At 44.3% G+C, this 15,950-nt stretch carries 13 protein-coding genes; 8 read left to right on the top strand and 5 right to left on the bottom strand.

Annotated elements, in window-relative coordinates; all coding sequences use genetic code 11:
* Nucleotides 1–27 precede the first annotated feature (27 nt).
* The 5 genes from pdhA (at nucleotide 28) to M3P07_RS00190 (ending at nucleotide 7,080) form a co-directional block, all read left to right on the top strand.
* Complete coding sequence (gene pdhA / locus M3P07_RS00170; protein ID WP_249967877.1) at nucleotides 28–1,026, top strand: pyruvate dehydrogenase (acetyl-transferring) E1 component subunit alpha; 999 nt, start codon at nucleotides 28–30, stop codon at nucleotides 1,024–1,026.
* 4 nt (nucleotides 1,027–1,030) lie between these two features.
* Entirely contained in the window at nucleotides 1,031–2,653 is a 1,623-nt protein-coding gene (locus M3P07_RS00175; RefSeq protein WP_249967878.1) for a pyruvate dehydrogenase complex dihydrolipoamide acetyltransferase, read from the top strand.
* Nucleotides 2,654–2,740: 87 nt separating this feature from the next.
* On the top strand, nucleotides 2,741–3,772 hold the full coding sequence (locus tag M3P07_RS00180) for a M28 family metallopeptidase (protein ID WP_249967879.1): 1,032 nt from the start codon (nucleotides 2,741–2,743) through the stop codon (nucleotides 3,770–3,772).
* Nucleotides 3,773–3,849: 77 nt separating this feature from the next.
* The gene (locus M3P07_RS00185) at nucleotides 3,850–4,527 is read left to right on the top strand and encodes an SDR family NAD(P)-dependent oxidoreductase (protein WP_249967880.1); all 678 of its coding nucleotides are present in this window, start codon (nucleotides 3,850–3,852) and stop codon (nucleotides 4,525–4,527) included.
* Nucleotides 4,528–4,605: 78 nt separating this feature from the next.
* Nucleotides 4,606–7,080: a TonB-dependent receptor gene (locus M3P07_RS00190; RefSeq protein ID WP_249967881.1), complete on the top strand. Its 2,475-nt coding sequence runs from the start codon at nucleotides 4,606–4,608 to the stop codon at nucleotides 7,078–7,080.
* Between the two features lie 107 nt (nucleotides 7,081–7,187).
* Here M3P07_RS00190 and M3P07_RS00195 read toward each other — a convergent pair whose 3' ends face one another.
* The 5 genes from M3P07_RS00195 to M3P07_RS00215 all read right to left on the bottom strand — a co-directional run bounded on the left by M3P07_RS00195 (nucleotide 7,188) and on the right by M3P07_RS00215 (nucleotide 12,524).
* Nucleotides 7,188–8,312: an inorganic phosphate transporter gene (locus M3P07_RS00195; protein ID WP_249967882.1), complete on the bottom strand. Its 1,125-nt coding sequence runs from the start codon at nucleotides 8,310–8,312 to the stop codon at nucleotides 7,188–7,190.
* Nucleotides 8,313–8,552: 240 nt separating this feature from the next.
* Entirely contained in the window at nucleotides 8,553–8,945 is a 393-nt protein-coding gene (locus tag M3P07_RS00200) for a hypothetical protein (protein ID WP_249967883.1), read from the bottom strand.
* A 27-nt stretch (nucleotides 8,946–8,972) separates the two neighbouring features.
* Nucleotides 8,973–9,629: a hypothetical protein gene (locus M3P07_RS00205; RefSeq protein WP_249967884.1), complete on the bottom strand. Its 657-nt coding sequence runs from the start codon at nucleotides 9,627–9,629 to the stop codon at nucleotides 8,973–8,975.
* A 196-nt stretch (nucleotides 9,630–9,825) separates the two neighbouring features.
* Nucleotides 9,826–10,947 (bottom strand): chromate efflux transporter, encoded by a 1,122-nt coding sequence (gene chrA, locus M3P07_RS00210; RefSeq protein WP_249967885.1) that lies wholly within the window; start codon nucleotides 10,945–10,947, stop codon nucleotides 9,826–9,828.
* Nucleotides 10,948–10,967: 20 nt separating this feature from the next.
* Nucleotides 10,968–12,524: a beta-N-acetylhexosaminidase gene (locus M3P07_RS00215; protein WP_249967886.1), complete on the bottom strand. Its 1,557-nt coding sequence runs from the start codon at nucleotides 12,522–12,524 to the stop codon at nucleotides 10,968–10,970.
* Nucleotides 12,525–12,670: 146 nt separating this feature from the next.
* Between M3P07_RS00215 and M3P07_RS00220 the strand changes: the two genes are divergently transcribed.
* From M3P07_RS00220 to M3P07_RS00230, 3 genes are all read left to right on the top strand, one after another.
* Complete coding sequence (locus M3P07_RS00220) at nucleotides 12,671–13,297, top strand: SprT-like domain-containing protein (protein WP_249967887.1); 627 nt, start codon at nucleotides 12,671–12,673, stop codon at nucleotides 13,295–13,297.
* 84 nt (nucleotides 13,298–13,381) lie between these two features.
* Nucleotides 13,382–14,461 (top strand): mannose-1-phosphate guanylyltransferase, encoded by a 1,080-nt coding sequence (locus M3P07_RS00225; protein WP_249967888.1) that lies wholly within the window; start codon nucleotides 13,382–13,384, stop codon nucleotides 14,459–14,461.
* A 2-nt stretch (nucleotides 14,462–14,463) separates the two neighbouring features.
* On the top strand, nucleotides 14,464–15,918 hold the full coding sequence (locus M3P07_RS00230) for a DUF389 domain-containing protein (protein ID WP_249967889.1): 1,455 nt from the start codon (nucleotides 14,464–14,466) through the stop codon (nucleotides 15,916–15,918).
* Nucleotides 15,919–15,950 lie beyond the last annotated feature (32 nt).

The raw sequence follows: 15,950 nt of genomic DNA on the forward strand, positions 1-15,950 counted from the left end.
GGGGAATTTCATTTAATACAACAGTTGATGAAAAAAATCACCAAAGAAGTTTACCTTAAATGGTATGAGGACATGTTGTTCTGGAGAAAGTTCGAGGACAAATTGGCCGCCGTATATATCCAACAAAAAGTTCGGGGTTTTCTACATTTATACAATGGACAAGAAGCTGTTTTGGCAGGTTCGTTGCATGCCATGGATTTGACCAAGGACCGAATGATCACCGCTTATCGTAATCACGTTCAACCCATAGGAATGGGGGTGGATCCACGGAAGGTGATGGCCGAGCTATACGGAAAGGTAACAGGTACCTCTAAAGGTATGGGTGGTTCCATGCATATTTTTTCCAAGGAGCACCGTTTTTATGGCGGTCATGGTATCGTAGGGGGACAAATTCCCCTAGGGGCAGGTTTGGCCTTTGCCGATAAATATTTTAAAAGGGACGCGGTTACCCTTTGCTATATGGGAGATGGGGCCGTAAGACAAGGTTCTTTGCACGAGGCCTTCAACCTGGCCATGCTTTGGCAACTACCTGTGGTTTTTATTTGTGAAAACAATGGCTATGCGATGGGAACATCCGTAGCAAGAACAGCGCATACCACCGAAATTTGGAAATTGGGACTTGGTTATGAAATGCCTTGTACCGATGTGGATGGAATGGACCCGGCAGCCGTGGCCAAGGAAGTGGACAAGGCCGTTGAAAGGGCCCGAACAGGAGGAGGTCCAACTTTCTTGGAAATGAAGACCTACCGTTACAGAGGGCACTCCATGTCCGATGCGCAACATTACCGTACCAAAGAGGAAGTGGAGGAATACAAGAAAATTGACCCGATCACCCAAGTAAAAGATGTTATTCTTGAGAAAGGATACGCAACAGAGGAAGAAATTAAAGTGATGGACCAAAGGGTGAAGGATTTGGTATCCGAATGTGAAAAGTTTGCAGAGGAATCGGACTTTCCACCGATCCAGCAGCTGTACGATACCGTATACGAACAAGAAGATTATCCATTTTTACAACATAAATTATAAGTAGATGGCAGAAGTGATCAACATGCCTCGATTGAGCGATACCATGGAAGAAGGAACCGTGGCAAAATGGCTCAAAAATGTCGGGGACAAGGTAGAGGAAGGTGATATTTTGGCCGAGATCGAAACGGACAAGGCCACCATGGAATTTGAATCCTTTCATGAGGGTACCCTGTTGCACATAGGTATCGCCGAAGGCGATGGTGCCCCTGTAGATACACTTTTGGCCATTATTGGTGAAGATGGTGAGGATATATCCGCTTTGTTGGCCGGGGGTGGTAATGCTGCTCCAGCAGAAGAAGCTCCTGCTCCGGTTGCCGAAAGCGCCCCAGTTGCGGCCCCTGCAGCCAGTGCGGCTGCCATTCCAGAAGGCGTGGAGATTGTAAAAATGCCCCGACTTAGTGACACCATGGAGGAAGGTACCGTTGCCTCATGGTTAAAAAAGGTGGGCGATACCGTCGAAGAAGGTGATATTTTGGCCGAAATCGAAACGGATAAGGCCACCATGGAATTCGAATCCTTCTATTCGGGTATTCTATTGCATATCGGAATCCAAGAGGGTGAATCCGCACCAGTGGATGATGTATTGGCCGTTATAGGACCAGAAGGAACCGATGTAAGTGCGGTTTTAAGTGCACCTGCGAGCGCTCCTGTAGCCGATAGCGCCCCGGAAGAGGCAGCAGCTGCAGCTCCTGAAACCCAAGAAATTGCACAAGCTGCACCTTCCCAGAATGGACGCATATTGGCCTCTCCATTGGCTAAAAAAATAGCGAGCGACAAAGGAATCAATCTAGCAGATGTGACTGGATCTGGTGACCACGGTAGAATTGTAAAAAGGGATGTGGAGAACTTCCAGCCCTCACAAGCACCGGCACCAGCTGCTGTTCCCGCAGCAGAGACTTCGGCAGCTGCCACTCCGATTACCCCAATAAGTTTGCCTGTTGGGGAAGAGAGCCAAGAAGAAGTGAAAAACTCAACCATGCGCAAGGTGATAGCCAAACGCTTGGGAGAGTCCAAATTCTCCGCTCCGCATTACTACCTTACCATAGAGGTGGATATGGACAATGCAAAAGCTTCACGAGCGCAGATCAATAGTTTACCGGATACCAAAGTATCTTTTAATGATATGGTGCTTAAAGCCTGTGCCATGGCATTGAAAAAGCATCCGCAGGTCAACACAACTTGGAATGGCGATTCCACCATATACAAACACCATGTACACATGGGAGTAGCCGTGGCTGTTGACGAAGGATTGGTGGTGCCTGTGATTAAATTCGCGGATCAGTTGAGCCTAACCCAGTTGGGTACCTCTGTGAAGGATTTGGCGGGACGTGCACGGACTAAAAAAATCAAGCCGGATGAGATGGAAGGAAGCACCTTTACAGTGTCCAACTTGGGAATGTTCGGGATTTTGGAGTTTACCTCCATTATCAATCAGCCCAATTCGGCAATTTTATCCGTAGGGGCCATCGTGGATAAACCTGTCGTGAAGAACGGTGAGGTTGTTCCCGGTAGCACAATGAAAGTAACCTTGGCCTGCGATCATAGAACCGTGGACGGCGCTACTGGTGCCCAATTCCTGCAGACGCTTCGGGCGTATCTGGAAAACCCGGTGACCATGCTGGCCTAATTAGCAGTCAAGAACTGATTTTTATGAAAATATGTAAAAGCATCCTTTTAGGATGCTTTTTTTATCTTTAAAAGCAAATTCATCAATATGAAAAACATTCTAAGTTGCTTGGCAATACTGCTTGCTGTGGGTTGTGGTTCAACCCAAAAAATTGAAACCTATTCCGCTTCGGGCCAAGAAGGGGCTGGTGGACCAGAAGGACTTAAGGGAAGTGTGGCCCAAGAAACCAAGGCCAATGAAAAATCGAATACTGGACGAACAGATGCCCAACGCATTGGAGAGATCATGACCTATTTGGCTTCCGACGAATTAAAAGGTCGTGATTCCGGAAGTGAAGGCATTGAAATGGCTGCCAAATACATTGAAAATTACTTTAGCTCCCATCAGGTAAAGCCTTATTTTGAATCGTATCGGGATACGCTTTCCAATTTTGAGAATCCCTCATACAATGTACTGGGTGTTGTGGAAGGGAACGATCCCGAATTAAAAAAGGAATACATTCTGGTCGGCGCCCACTATGACCATATAGGAATCATCACTGCTGAAAATGGAGATAACATTGCCAACGGCGCCAACGACAATGCCTCAGGAACTGCTACTGTAATGGAGTTGGCTCGATACTTCGGAACAAAAAAGACCAATAAAAGGAGCCTGATCTTTGCCTTGTTCAGTGCAGAGGAAAAAGGACTCTTGGGCTCCGAACACCTTGCCAAAAAGCTGAAGGAGCAAAACCTGAACCTCTACGCCATGCTCAATTTTGAAATGACAGGGGTGCCGTTACAGGATAAGGACTATTTTGTGTACATCACGGGATATGAAATGTCTAATTTGGCTGAAGTGAGCAATGCGCATGCGAAGGAAAACTTGGTAGGCTTTTTATCCACAGCCAAGGAATATAGTTTGTTCCAACGGTCTGATAATTATCCGTTCCATAAAGAGTTTGGAGTCCCTTCCCATACTTTCTGCACCTTTGATTTTACCAATTTTAACCATTACCATAAGGTTGGGGATGAAGTAAGTTTAATGGATTTTGAACATATGGCGACCTTGGTTAACAAATTGCAACCGGTGTTGGAGGGCATCGCCAATGCAGCAGACCAAGAAATCAAAATAAACTAGATCAAAACGTTTTTTCGAATCTTTTTAGGAGGGGAAATGCTGGATTTTCTCCGTAGCTGAAAAGACAATATAGGATTATGTCAAACATCATCATCACAGGAACCAGTCGGGGTATAGGGTTTGAACTTGTAAAACTATTTGCCCAGGAAGGCCATCAAGTTTTAGCACTTTCCCGAAATGCCAAACCCATCGCCGATTTGGGACTGGCCAATGTGCATAGCATGGCTTTTGATTTGTCCAATAGCTCCGAATACAAAAAGGTTGCGGATTTTTTGGAACAATGGGACCAAGTGGATGCGTTGATAAACAATGCAGGAAGTTTGTTGAATAAACCATTCTTGGAGATTACCTCCGCTGAGTTTGAAGCTGTTTACAAAGTAAATGTCTTTGGGGTGGCCGAACTCACCCGGACCGTACTGCCCAAGATGCACCAGAACGGACATGTGGTTACCATCAGCTCTATGGGCGGGGTGCAAGGGAGTGTAAAATTTCCTGGATTGTCCGCCTATAGTTCCAGTAAGGGAGCTGTAATTACCCTGACCGAGCTTTGGGCAGAGGAATTTAAGGAAACCGGACCGAGTTTTAATGTATTGGCCCTTGGCGCCGTACAGACAGAGATGTTGGAGGAGGCCTTTCCTGGTTATGAGGCTCCCTTAACCGCGCTGGAAATGGCATCCTATATCAAGGATTTTGCCCTTAAGGGACATCAGTTTTATAATGGAAAATTGTTACAGGTGAGCAACAGTACACCTTAGTTGAACCTCGAAGGATTTGGTACGAAAATTGTGGCAAATATTTTGGTTCCTTCAGACAACTAAACAACACTAAAAGATATGGTCGCGCCAATTAGAATACTACTTCTTGCTATTGGGATGGTTTGTTTTTCCCATTTAGGATATGGTTCCTTCAACACCCAAATCCATGTTTCCGATTCCGTCCAAAAAAGCAAGATCTACAAAGAAAAGATATACCTGCACCTAGATAGGTCCGATTATCGGGCAGGGGAGAGCATTTGGTTCAAGGCGTATGTACTGCATGCCGAAACCCATAAGCCGATCGCCCTGAACGAAGTGGTTTATGTGGATCTTATTAGCCCCGAGAATGAAGTGTTGTTTACAAAGATGCTCCAAGTGGAGGAAGGGGTGGCTGCCGGAAGTATGCAAATTCCCTTGGAAACCACAAATGGAGTATACACTATCCGGGCCTTTACCAACTACATGAGAAATTTTGGGAACTCAGGTTTTTACAGAAAGAAAATAAAAATAGGGTCTGGCGAAAAGCTTGTTTCCGAAAGGGTATTTGAGGGAGAGAAGCCGAAGCTGGACGTAAAAGATGCCGTTTTTAGCCCGAAAAGGCCGGACTTACAATTTTTTCCAGAAGGCGGGAACCTAGTGGATGGATTTATCAATCGTGTTGGCTTCAAGTCTGTTGCGCCGGATGGGCTTGGTGCGGATACGGAGGGAAGAATCATCGATGGTTCAGGGAAATTGATCACGGAGTTCCAGAGCTCGCACCTGGGCATGGGAATGTTCTCATTTATACCCCAGGCTGGTGAAAAATACCAGGCCCAGATCCATTACAATGGCGATGTTTTTAACTACGATTTGCCCAAACCGATGGTGTCAGGAACTATAATGCACGTTTTTGATCGAGGAAACCATTATCAGGTGGAAATCAAATCCTCCAGATTAGATGGTGTCAACGGATATACTTTGACAACCTTTCAAAGGGGGATTGAAATTTCCAGCACCATCATAGAAGGAAAGGATGAAATTGCAGTGGTGAACGTGCCCAAAAATGTGGTAACCGATGGGATTGTCCAATTTACCTTGTCCAACGGGGCTGAACAGCCCATTTGTGAGCGTTTGTTCTTTCACCTTTCGGGCGTTGATCCCATTGAAATGGAAATTACAAAGAGCACCTATGGCAAAAAGGAATTAGTGGAACTCGAAATTGAGTTGGGGTACTGGGCAGAACAATTGGAAAGCAATATGTCCCTTTCGGTTACAGAGGTGTCTTCTGCCAGTTCCAACTTTAGCGATGTTGACATTAAAACTTACTTGCTTTTGACTTCTGAGCTTAAGGGGGAAATCGAAAATCCTGCCTATTATTTTAATGCTGATGATGAAGCGAGAAGAAAAAACCTAGATCTTCTCATGATGACCCAGGGCTGGAGAGGTTTTATGGATCAGGATGTTGAGGAACTACAGTTTTCCCATGAAACGGGAATAACTCTGAAGGGAAAGGTCTTTGATGCAAATTCACGGGAGAAACCTGTGGCAGCCCAAGTTTCACTTGCCTATAGAAACAGATACGAGACCGGACATGACATCGTGGAGACCGATGCCAATGGGGAATTTGAATTTACCGATCTAAAATTCAACGATAGCACATCCGTTTTTGTGTATGCAAGTACCATTCCAAAAAAGAGCAAAAGAAACAAAAAGGACCGGGGGTCCGACCCTGATTTTTATATCGAGTTGGATTCGTTGGACGGTCCAGAAATCCAAATTACAAAGAGCTTGCCCGTTCGGGGTTTGCAAAGGGAAAGTTTTAGTGCGTTTCCGGTTGTTTTGCCAGAAAGCAAGCCTTTCAACGTAGATGAAGCCGACTTGATCCGTCTAAAAGAGACCGTGGTGTCCGAAAAAAAACTGGGGAAAGATGCCAACATGGAACGAAAGCGTTCGGGTGCCCTTTATGTTCGCCCATCCTTCACATTGGATTATGAACAATTTAGAAAAGCCCCCATTGGGAATGCCTTGACGGCACTTCAGGGTAGAATTCCAGGAGTTCAGGTTGTTGGGGAAACAGTGTACATTAGAAATCGATACGACAGAGTGCCCCTTTATCTATTGGATGGTTTTCCTGTCGAGGAGCTAACCATTATGACCATTCCAATTACGGATATTGATTTTGTGGATTACATAAGGCCAGAGCAAGGTACCATTTATGGAATTAGAGGTGGCAATGGAATCATTGCCGTATATACCTTGGATGGTAGGGAGCGTTTCTACGAAGAAAAAACACCTCATGAAAATGGGGTAGGGTCCCTGTCTTATGTCCACCCAGGATTGGGTAGTGGGCGAAAGTTTTATAAACCCGTATACAACCAGAAGAAGACAAACCCCAATAAGCCGGATTTTCGAAGAACCCTACATTGGGAACCCAATGTTGAATTGGACGGGGAGGGAAAGGCCAAAGTGTCGTTTCATACCTCCGACATCCCGGCAACCTACCAAGCGACATTACAGGGTATTTCGGACGAAGGGGAGCCCATACATTCAAAAGTTACTTTTCAGAGTGAATAATCCCCACTATTATTCAAGGTTTTGATGTTCTTCTTATAAGAAGCTCCGACAAGGATGGTGTTAAACTAGAATTAAAATCAGTATTTGCTTCCTGTTTCAACTGGAATTTAGCCTAAAGTAAGCAGTAGCCAATACACAGCCGCACTGCAAATAGCGGCTATTGGCAGGGTGAGCAACCAAGACAAAAGAATATTGCGTACTACCTTAAGATTTGCTTTTTTGGTCACGGTTCCGATTCCAAAAATGGAGCCTACACTGACATGGGTGGTCGAAACTGGCATTCCGTGAATACTGGCAGTTGTGACCAGCGCACCCGTTACCAAATTTGCGGTAAATCCTTGACCACTGTTCATTGGAGTGATTTTTTTGCTCATCATTTCCCCAACTTTTTTTGCATTGACCAAGCCCCCAATGGCCATGGCCACTGCAACGGCTATCATCCCCCATTTTATATCCAATGTATTGATCACAATGAGTAGACCTACAATTTTTGGGGTGTCATTAAGGCCTCGTGCAAAACTTACCACCCCCGCGCTGAGATAATGGGCGGCATCCAGCACCTTTTGGGCATTAATGCCTATAAAACTACCTTGATACCTTTCTTCAAATCCTTTTTCTTTACTGATGCGTAATGTCTTCTGATTTTTCGTTTCCACACGACTGAAATTGTTGGCCGACATCGGCTTTACAACAGCAACTTTTTCCTCTACTAAATAAGCAGAGGATTCCTTAGTTACCCCTAAGGCAATCCTACTTCGCCTAAATATGAGGTAAACCACTAAACTTACTATAGCGGCCATAAGCGGGCTAACAATTAGTGGTATTAAAAATGTATTGCCCAATTTGGCAAAATTAAACGCGGTGCCAACCGCCACAAAGCCGCTACCGAACAGGGCTCCCACTAAGCTGTGGGTTGTAGATATGGGCATTCCAATTTTTGTGGCAATAAATACGGTAAGGGCTGCCCCCAAAGCAATGGAAATGGCAAATTCTGGAGACTGGATCAAGGTATCCGGTACGAGACCTTTGCCTGAAAAATTCTTGACTAGGGTTTGGGCCAAGAAAATGGCAGCAACAGAGCCGGCAAAAGTGGTGATCGTGGCCCAGTTTATAGCTTTTTTGTAATTGGTGGTACCACTACCAAACAAGGTGGCCACTCCTTTAAAATTATCGTTGGCGCCGTTTGTATATGCAAGAAAACAGGCAGCTAAAAAAAGAAGGATAAATACCATGTGTGCTGGGTTTAGTGATAAACGAGACTTTAATTCCCCGTTTAAACCTTGTAGTCGAAAATAATACACCCTAATTACGAGGAGCGGCCAAATGTTTCATGTAACCTCTAGAAACATATCGCTGTGTACAACCAGAATTTTCTTTAAGTTTTTTAGGTGCTCAGGAGTATGTATGTTTGCGATCATACAATATAAAGTGAATTATACACTGGTTTATTGGGTTGAACGATTTATGAACGCCTAGTTCTCCTGATGTTTGTTAAACGTTGTAAATCTATCCATAAACTTGTCCAACTCTCGCTTCTTTATGCTTCGGGTACTGGCCAAGGAAGCCAGCCCCATGATGGCTATCAACAAGGGTATGATCCAATTGCGTTTGATTAACAAAATGATACAGGCCGAAATACCAAGGGCCAACAGAATTTTTTGGGATATGTTATGTGAAAACTTGGCATCGACTTTTACGACATATTTGCCCTCGTTGTTTAAAACACCAATAATTCTATAGTTTGAAGCATGTTTTCCGACCAACTCAAATTTGTGGGGTTCCACAGATCCCTGGTAAAACCCATTGGCAACAAGCTTGTACAGAATTTCAAGATTTTCAGGGGTTTTGGTAATGGTTTGCTTCACAACTTTTTTATGTGAAAGAGTTTTGGTTTATAACCCAGAGATTGCTCTTAAAATCAAGGCCACTGGGAAAATTATTAAGGCGATATAAAAGATGTACTTTCCCTGTTTTCTATCCTTTTCCGAGTACGAATGCACTTTTTGACCGTTCGGCAAGGTTTTTTTGGCCGTCCAAAGAAAGTAGCCAATGATAAGTCCGAGAAAACCGCCTAGAAATGCAAATACGTATCCGGCAATTATCCATGGTCTTTGACTCTCTTCCGGTTTGGCCAATTGCTTAAGTCGTTCATTTTTTAGGGATTTCAGCAAATCCTTGTCAATGGATTTTCCTCGTTGGGTAAGGATTTTTTGGGCCAAGGTATAGTCGAACTCATTCCACTCATCCGCCTTCAACAAGATTTCGTACAACTCCTCATCTGAATATTCAAATAAATAGTAGTCTTCATCAACTTGATTGATTAAATCTTCAGCTTGGGCTTCTAGTACTTTTTCAGCGCTCTCAAAATCAGATTGGGCAATTCTTACCTCATATTCATGTTGAAGCGTAGTTCCAGAAAAAGTCACATCCACTGGAGGGATATTGTCACCCAAAATGGCATCGATGCCTTGTTTATCCAGTAATTTTTTTAATTCGGTTGCCTGTTCCAGACTTGGGAACTTTTTAAAGATGGGGTAGTCTTGTTGCATTGATGTTTTTGGTGCTTGGAGTTTGGTTAATGTTTTTTGCTTAAGTCATCCATTGAAAGTCCAGTAGAATCCCTGCATAATCCCATATAGGTCATCGGAATTTAGGATTTTGATCCGTTTGGCATCGGTAAGTTTAATATCCATTGAATAAAGATAGTATTTTGTAAAATTCCAATTGTACTGGGGTAGCGTATGCCTAAACCAAGGTCAACAGATACCCCACTATAGCCCCGCCCAAAACAATAAAGGCACTGTTTGCTTTTTTAAAAATAAAAACAACACCCAGGCCAATAACGGCTATGACCATGGTACGCCAATCGGTAAGGGTGTCTTTTCCCATTTGTATACAGACTGCAATGATCAAGGCGACCGCAGCTACATTCACCGCATCCAAAATGGCCCGCATAACTTTCGACTTTCTCATTTTGGGAATCAAAGGATTAAGCAGCAGCACAAAAATAAAGGAAGGAAGAAAAATTCCAATGGTCGCTGCCAAGGCCCCGGTAATTCCGTTCATTTGCCAACCAATAAAGGTGGCCGTAGATAACACAGGGCCGGGCGTGATCTGCCCTACCGCGACGGCATCAATCAGGGCTTCACGGGTTAACCAACCTTGGGAGACCAATTCCGAATCCAAAAAGGCAAAGAGGACATATCCACTACCATAAAGGATGGCACCCACCTTTAAAAAGGTCATGAAAATTTTTAACGTGCCCATTGGCAGGGAAATGCCACTTTGAACCAGAAAAAAGGGAACCAAAACATGGGTGTTTTTCCGATTTCTTTTGATCAGATACAGGAAAAATCCCAAAAAGCCACAGCCAAAAAGAGCTGCAATTTCATTAATGCCGTATAAACAGGCAGCCAGGGTGAGCACACCCAATACGGCCAATTCCGCGTTCTTTACCGCCTTTTTTCCAAGGCGATAGGCGGCAAATAGAATAATGGAGATTACCGCAGGCTTTATGCCATAAATAAAGGGTTCTACTTTGGGCAATTGCCCGTATTGTTGATACAGCCATGCAAAGACCGAAGTAATGACAACCGCTGGAAAAATAAAAAAGAACCCTGCTAAAAACAGGCCTCTCCAGCCACCTCTCTCGTATCCACAATGCATGGTCATTTCGGTGGAGTTTGGTCCGGGAATCAGGTTGGTGGCTCCCATAAGATCCAAAAAATGCTCTTGGGTCATCCATTTGCGTTTGGTAACCACCTCATCTTCCATCATGGCAATATGGGCCGCCGGACCACCAAAGGCAATACAACCTAGTTTGAAGAATACCTTGGCAATTTGGAAAAGTTCACTTTTTTGGGTCACGTGGGTTGTTTTGTTTGGCTTTAGTGCTCAGGTTCAGGGGTAAGCGTTGGGTCAAAACTATTAAAATACCCAATACCCAGCGATTCTAAAAAGTTATGGAATGGCAAAAGATTGGTGTTGAACCGTTCAAGGTTTTTATTGTCTTTCGATGTCCAAGCCGATTCGGCAAGGGCCACCATTCTAGGAAAGGTCATATAGTCCACCCAAATATCGGAATCGAACCTTTCCGTCCAGAGATTGCCTTGGATACCTTCAATGAGTTTGGCTTCAGCCTCAGTAAATTTATGGGTGCTCTCTGGGTAGGCATAAACATCTTCCAGCGTACCAAACCCGTCCCAACGCCTGCCATTTTCATGGGAATCGTGCTGCACAAAATCAAAATAGAGTGGGACTCTGGGGCAGAGCACGGTTGCGTACCCCTTATCCAGGGATTTTTGCAATTGATCCCCCTTGTCGTGCCGCCACCAATACACCACGGAACCCTGCTTGGAAACATCAGATTCCACAATTTCGTCCCAGCCAGCAAGTTTCTTGTCCATTTGGGTCAATTGGTCTGCCATTCTTCTGATAAAATAGTGTTCCACATCCACCAAAGTGGATAGTTGCTCCCGTCGCATTAGAGCTTGGATGGAATCATTGGTTTTCCATTTTTCGTTCCCAAAATGGACTTCATCCCCACCCAAATGAATGTATTCTGAAGGGAACAAGGAAGCTACTTCTTCCAAAATGGTTGTCAAATAGTGATAAGTGCCCTCCTTTCCGGGATCAAAGGTAAACTCGGGATGTTTTTCACTACCACCGCCAGAGAATTCAGGATAGGCCCTGTTGGCCGCCGTCGCATGTCCGGGCATATCAATTTCAGGAATGATCTCTACCTGTCTTTCGGCTGCATAGGCCACAATTTCCTTGATATCTTCCTGGGTATAAAATCGTGCAGGAGCATCCGGATTGGTATGATTCCCTATGCCACCTACGGTGGTGAGCTTGGGATATGCCTTAATTTCAATACGCCATCCCGGGGAATCCGTAAGGTGCCAGTGAAAAGTGTTCAATTTGAGCACGGCCATCAGGTCGATAAGCTGCTTTACCTTTTCCTTTCCAAAGAAATGCCGGGATTCGTCCAGCATAAAACCTCGGTGCCCATATCTGGGAACATCCTCTACAAACCCACGTGGAACCGACATATTTTTAGAGAGCCTCAATTGTTGCCAAAGCGTCATCATCCCATAAAAAATCCCTTTGGGATGGGAAGCGGTAAGCTGGATTCTTGTTTTGCCGATTTTTAAAGCATAGGCCTCTTGTTTTTTTTCATCCCCTGCAGCAAGCTCCAAATGTATTTTTTTTCGGGATTCGTTGTCCACGTTAACCCCTATTTCTTCCATTCTTTTCTGAAAAAAGGAGACAACACCTTCCAAATTGGGATCCGCTGATTCAAGATGTACACCTTGGCTAAAATCAAAACCGCCGGGCGCTACGGTTACCGCATTGGGGTAAGGAGTGACGATCCAAGTTTGGGTTGCTTCAGGTTGACAATTGCAAAAGGCAATTAGGAGTAGAAATGGGAAAATTCGTTTCATGGTTGGTTGGTTTTGTTGGCAATTCGAAAATTGCATCCCTTTAGGGAAATGGTTTATTGGAACAAGATACTTATTTAGGGCACACTTTTTAAACCAAAATTGACCATTGCCCGGTTTCCATTGAGAAAACCTCTAATTTTGTTTCCGTGGATACCACTTTGCAAAAATACCTACCGGAAAGGGCAGTTGCCCCTTGTCTTGAATTGATTCGCCAGCATGAGGTCCATTTAAAGATTGTGGGTCACAGAAATACACGGCACGGGGATTATAGAAGAATGCCGGACGGAACCCATAAGATCACCGTAAATGCTTCCTTAAACAAATACCGCTTTTTGATCACCCTGATTCATGAGATTGCCCATTTGGTCGCTATTGAAAAGTTTGGGCGTTTTATAAAACCACACGGCTCGGAATGGAAACGTACGTTTCAACATTTAATGGTTCCCTTTATCAGGCCAGAAATATTTCCATCGCAACTGTTACCGATTATAGCCAACCACTTCAAAAACCCCAAGGCCAGTAGCAGCTCCGATGCCCGTTTGTCGATTGCCTTAAAGGCCTTTGACCCTGAAGAACGGAAAAAAAGTTATGTATTTGAACTTCCCAAGGGCAGCACCTTTAGGCTCCACAATGGCAAGGTCTATAAAAAAGGTAACAAAAGGGTAAAGCGCTATGAGTGTACGGAATTGACTACAGGAAGGTTATATTTGTTCCAACCAAATGCCGAGGTTGAGCCGGTGCATATAACATCCGACGCTGAACCTCCGTTTTAGAAAGTAAATCATTAAAAAAATCCTGTTTTACGCCAATGTCGAAGCTAATGGCGACTCGCGATCACAGGAATGACAAAATAAAATATGAACAATAACTATTACGCTGTATTGATGGCCGGGGGAGTGGGTTCAAGATTTTGGCCAGTAAGTACCGCTGCTTATCCAAAACAATTCCACGATATGTTGGGAGCGGGGAGAACCTTGATCCAAAAAACCTTTGATAGGCTTAGCCGGTTTATTCCCTCCGAGAATATTTTGATCCTGACCAACGAGCGCTATAACGATTTGGTCCTGGAACAACTTCCAAAGGTTACGCCTGAACAAGTGGTGTTGGAACCAGCCATGCGGAACACCGCACCCTGCATACTGTATGCGGCCCTTAAAATCCAAAAAATGAACCCCAATGCGGTGATGATCGTTGCACCTAGCGACCACTGGATTGAGGACGAAGAGGCCTTCGAAAACAATGTAAAGGCCTGTTTTGATAAATGTGAAAAAGAAGAGGTGCTCTGTACCTTGGGTATTCAACCGAGTTACCCCAATACCGGATTTGGTTATATAGAATTTGAAAAAGGAAGTGACGCTGAGCTAAAAAAGGTGTCACAATTTAGGGAGAAGCCCGATTATGAAACGGCTAAAGAGTTTTTGGCCCAGGGTAATTTCCTGTGGAATGCAGGTATTTTTATGTGGAGTGTGGAGACCATTGTAAATGCGTTCAAGGCGTATCAGCCATCGCAGTATGAGCTGTTCCAAAATGGGGTATCCTGTTACAATTCAGTGGATGAAAAAGCATTTATTGCAGAAAACTATCCGAAGGCCGAAAACATATCCATAGATTATGCTATCTTGGAGAATTCCCAAGCCATTTTTACCCTACCTGCTACTTTTGATTGGAACGATTTGGGCACTTGGGGTGCCCTCTATGAAAAATTAGATAAGGACGACGCGGATAATGCCGTGGTCAATAGCAAAGTGCATTTAATGCATGCCAAGGGCAATATGATCCGTTCCCCGAAGGGGAAAATTGTGGTAGTTGATGGTCTGGAGGATTTCATTATTGTGGACAAAGAAGAAGTGTTGTTGATTTATCCCAAATCCAAACAGCAGGACATTAAAAATGTCTTGAACGAAGTGAAAAATAAATTCGGAGACGAGTACGCATAAGTATGAGTGAACATTTGTTTACAAACGGGAATTCCCAGCCGGACAGTGGGGACGAGGTCAAAAAGGACTTTAAAGGCCTATTGGGTAGCATCCGAAAGTTTCTGTCGGAGTTATTGGAAATCCGGACCAACACAGATGCAGCGGCCACCAAAGAATCCATAATCGCAGACATTCCGTTCAAGGGACACACTTCTTGGATTTTGATTTGTTCCATTTTTATTGCTTCGGTAGGGCTTAATGCCAACTCAACCGCTGTGGTTATCGGAGCGATGTTAATTTCTCCGCTAATGGGCCCAATATTGGGGATGGGTCTTTCCTTGGCCATCAACGACATTGATACCTTGCGCAGATCCCTCAAGAACTTTACTGTTATGGTGGTGCTGAGTGTGGTCACCGCTTTTCTGTTCTTCTATCTTTTTCCGCTACGTGATGAGTCCTCAGAGCTATTGGCACGAACTAAACCGGATATCCGGGATGTGCTCATTGCTTTTTTTGGTGGACTTGCCCTAGTTATTGCACGGGCCAAAAAAGGAACCATTGCCAGTGTCATATTTGGTGTGGCCATTGCCACGGCACTGATGCCACCACTTTGTACGGTCGGTTTTGGTTTGGCCATAGGTAAACCATGGTATGCTGCAGGGGCCATGTACCTCTTCATCATCAACACGATATTTATTGGATTGGCCACTTTTTTGGTCATCAAATTTTTGCGATTCCCCATGGTGCGCTATGCCAACTCCCAACGGAGAAGGTTAATTGCACGGGCTGCTTCCTTGACGGGGATTGCAGTAATGATTCCCGCAGGATTCACCTTTTATCAGGTGTTTCAGGAATCCTTGTTCAAGAAACAGGCCCGCGAGTTTATAAAAGAGACCATTGAGGTGTACCAATTTGATTCACAAGGGCGCTATGTCGATAATTTGACAAAGTTGGAGTACAAGAAGGGAGAACAACCTGCCTTGATCGAATTGGTCTGTATGGGGGACGAGCTGATTCCTGAAAACGTGATCAACACTTGGCGTGTTCAAAAGAATGAATATTCCAGATTAAAGGATGCTGAATTCCGAATTTTACAGGGGGGTAAGGACGATTCGCAGGAGAAGTTCAATTATGTGAGTGAACTCTATGAGAAAAACAAGGCCGAACTTTTGAATAAAGATGAGCAAATAAGGCTTTTGGAAGAAGAAGTGGCCACACTGACCAAGAATGCCGGTAAGCAAATTCCTTTTGGGAGTATTAGTGCTGAAGCCAGAGCAAATTATTCCAATATTGAAAAACTGGGTTTCTCGTACCAGCTACAAACCGATTTTAAAAAGTTGGATACCATCCCCGTTTTTGAAGTGAAATGGAAGAATGGAACTGGAAGCAATCAAAAACAAGCAGATTCCAAAAAATTGACGGATTGGCTGAAACTTAGAATCCAAGATTCAACCTTGGTGGTGAAGGAGGCGGATTAGTTTTTTTCAGACATTAGATGTGAGATGTGAGA

Source organism: Flagellimonas myxillae (assembly GCF_023502235.1).
GTDB lineage: Bacteria > Bacteroidota > Bacteroidia > Flavobacteriales > Flavobacteriaceae > Flagellimonas > Flagellimonas myxillae.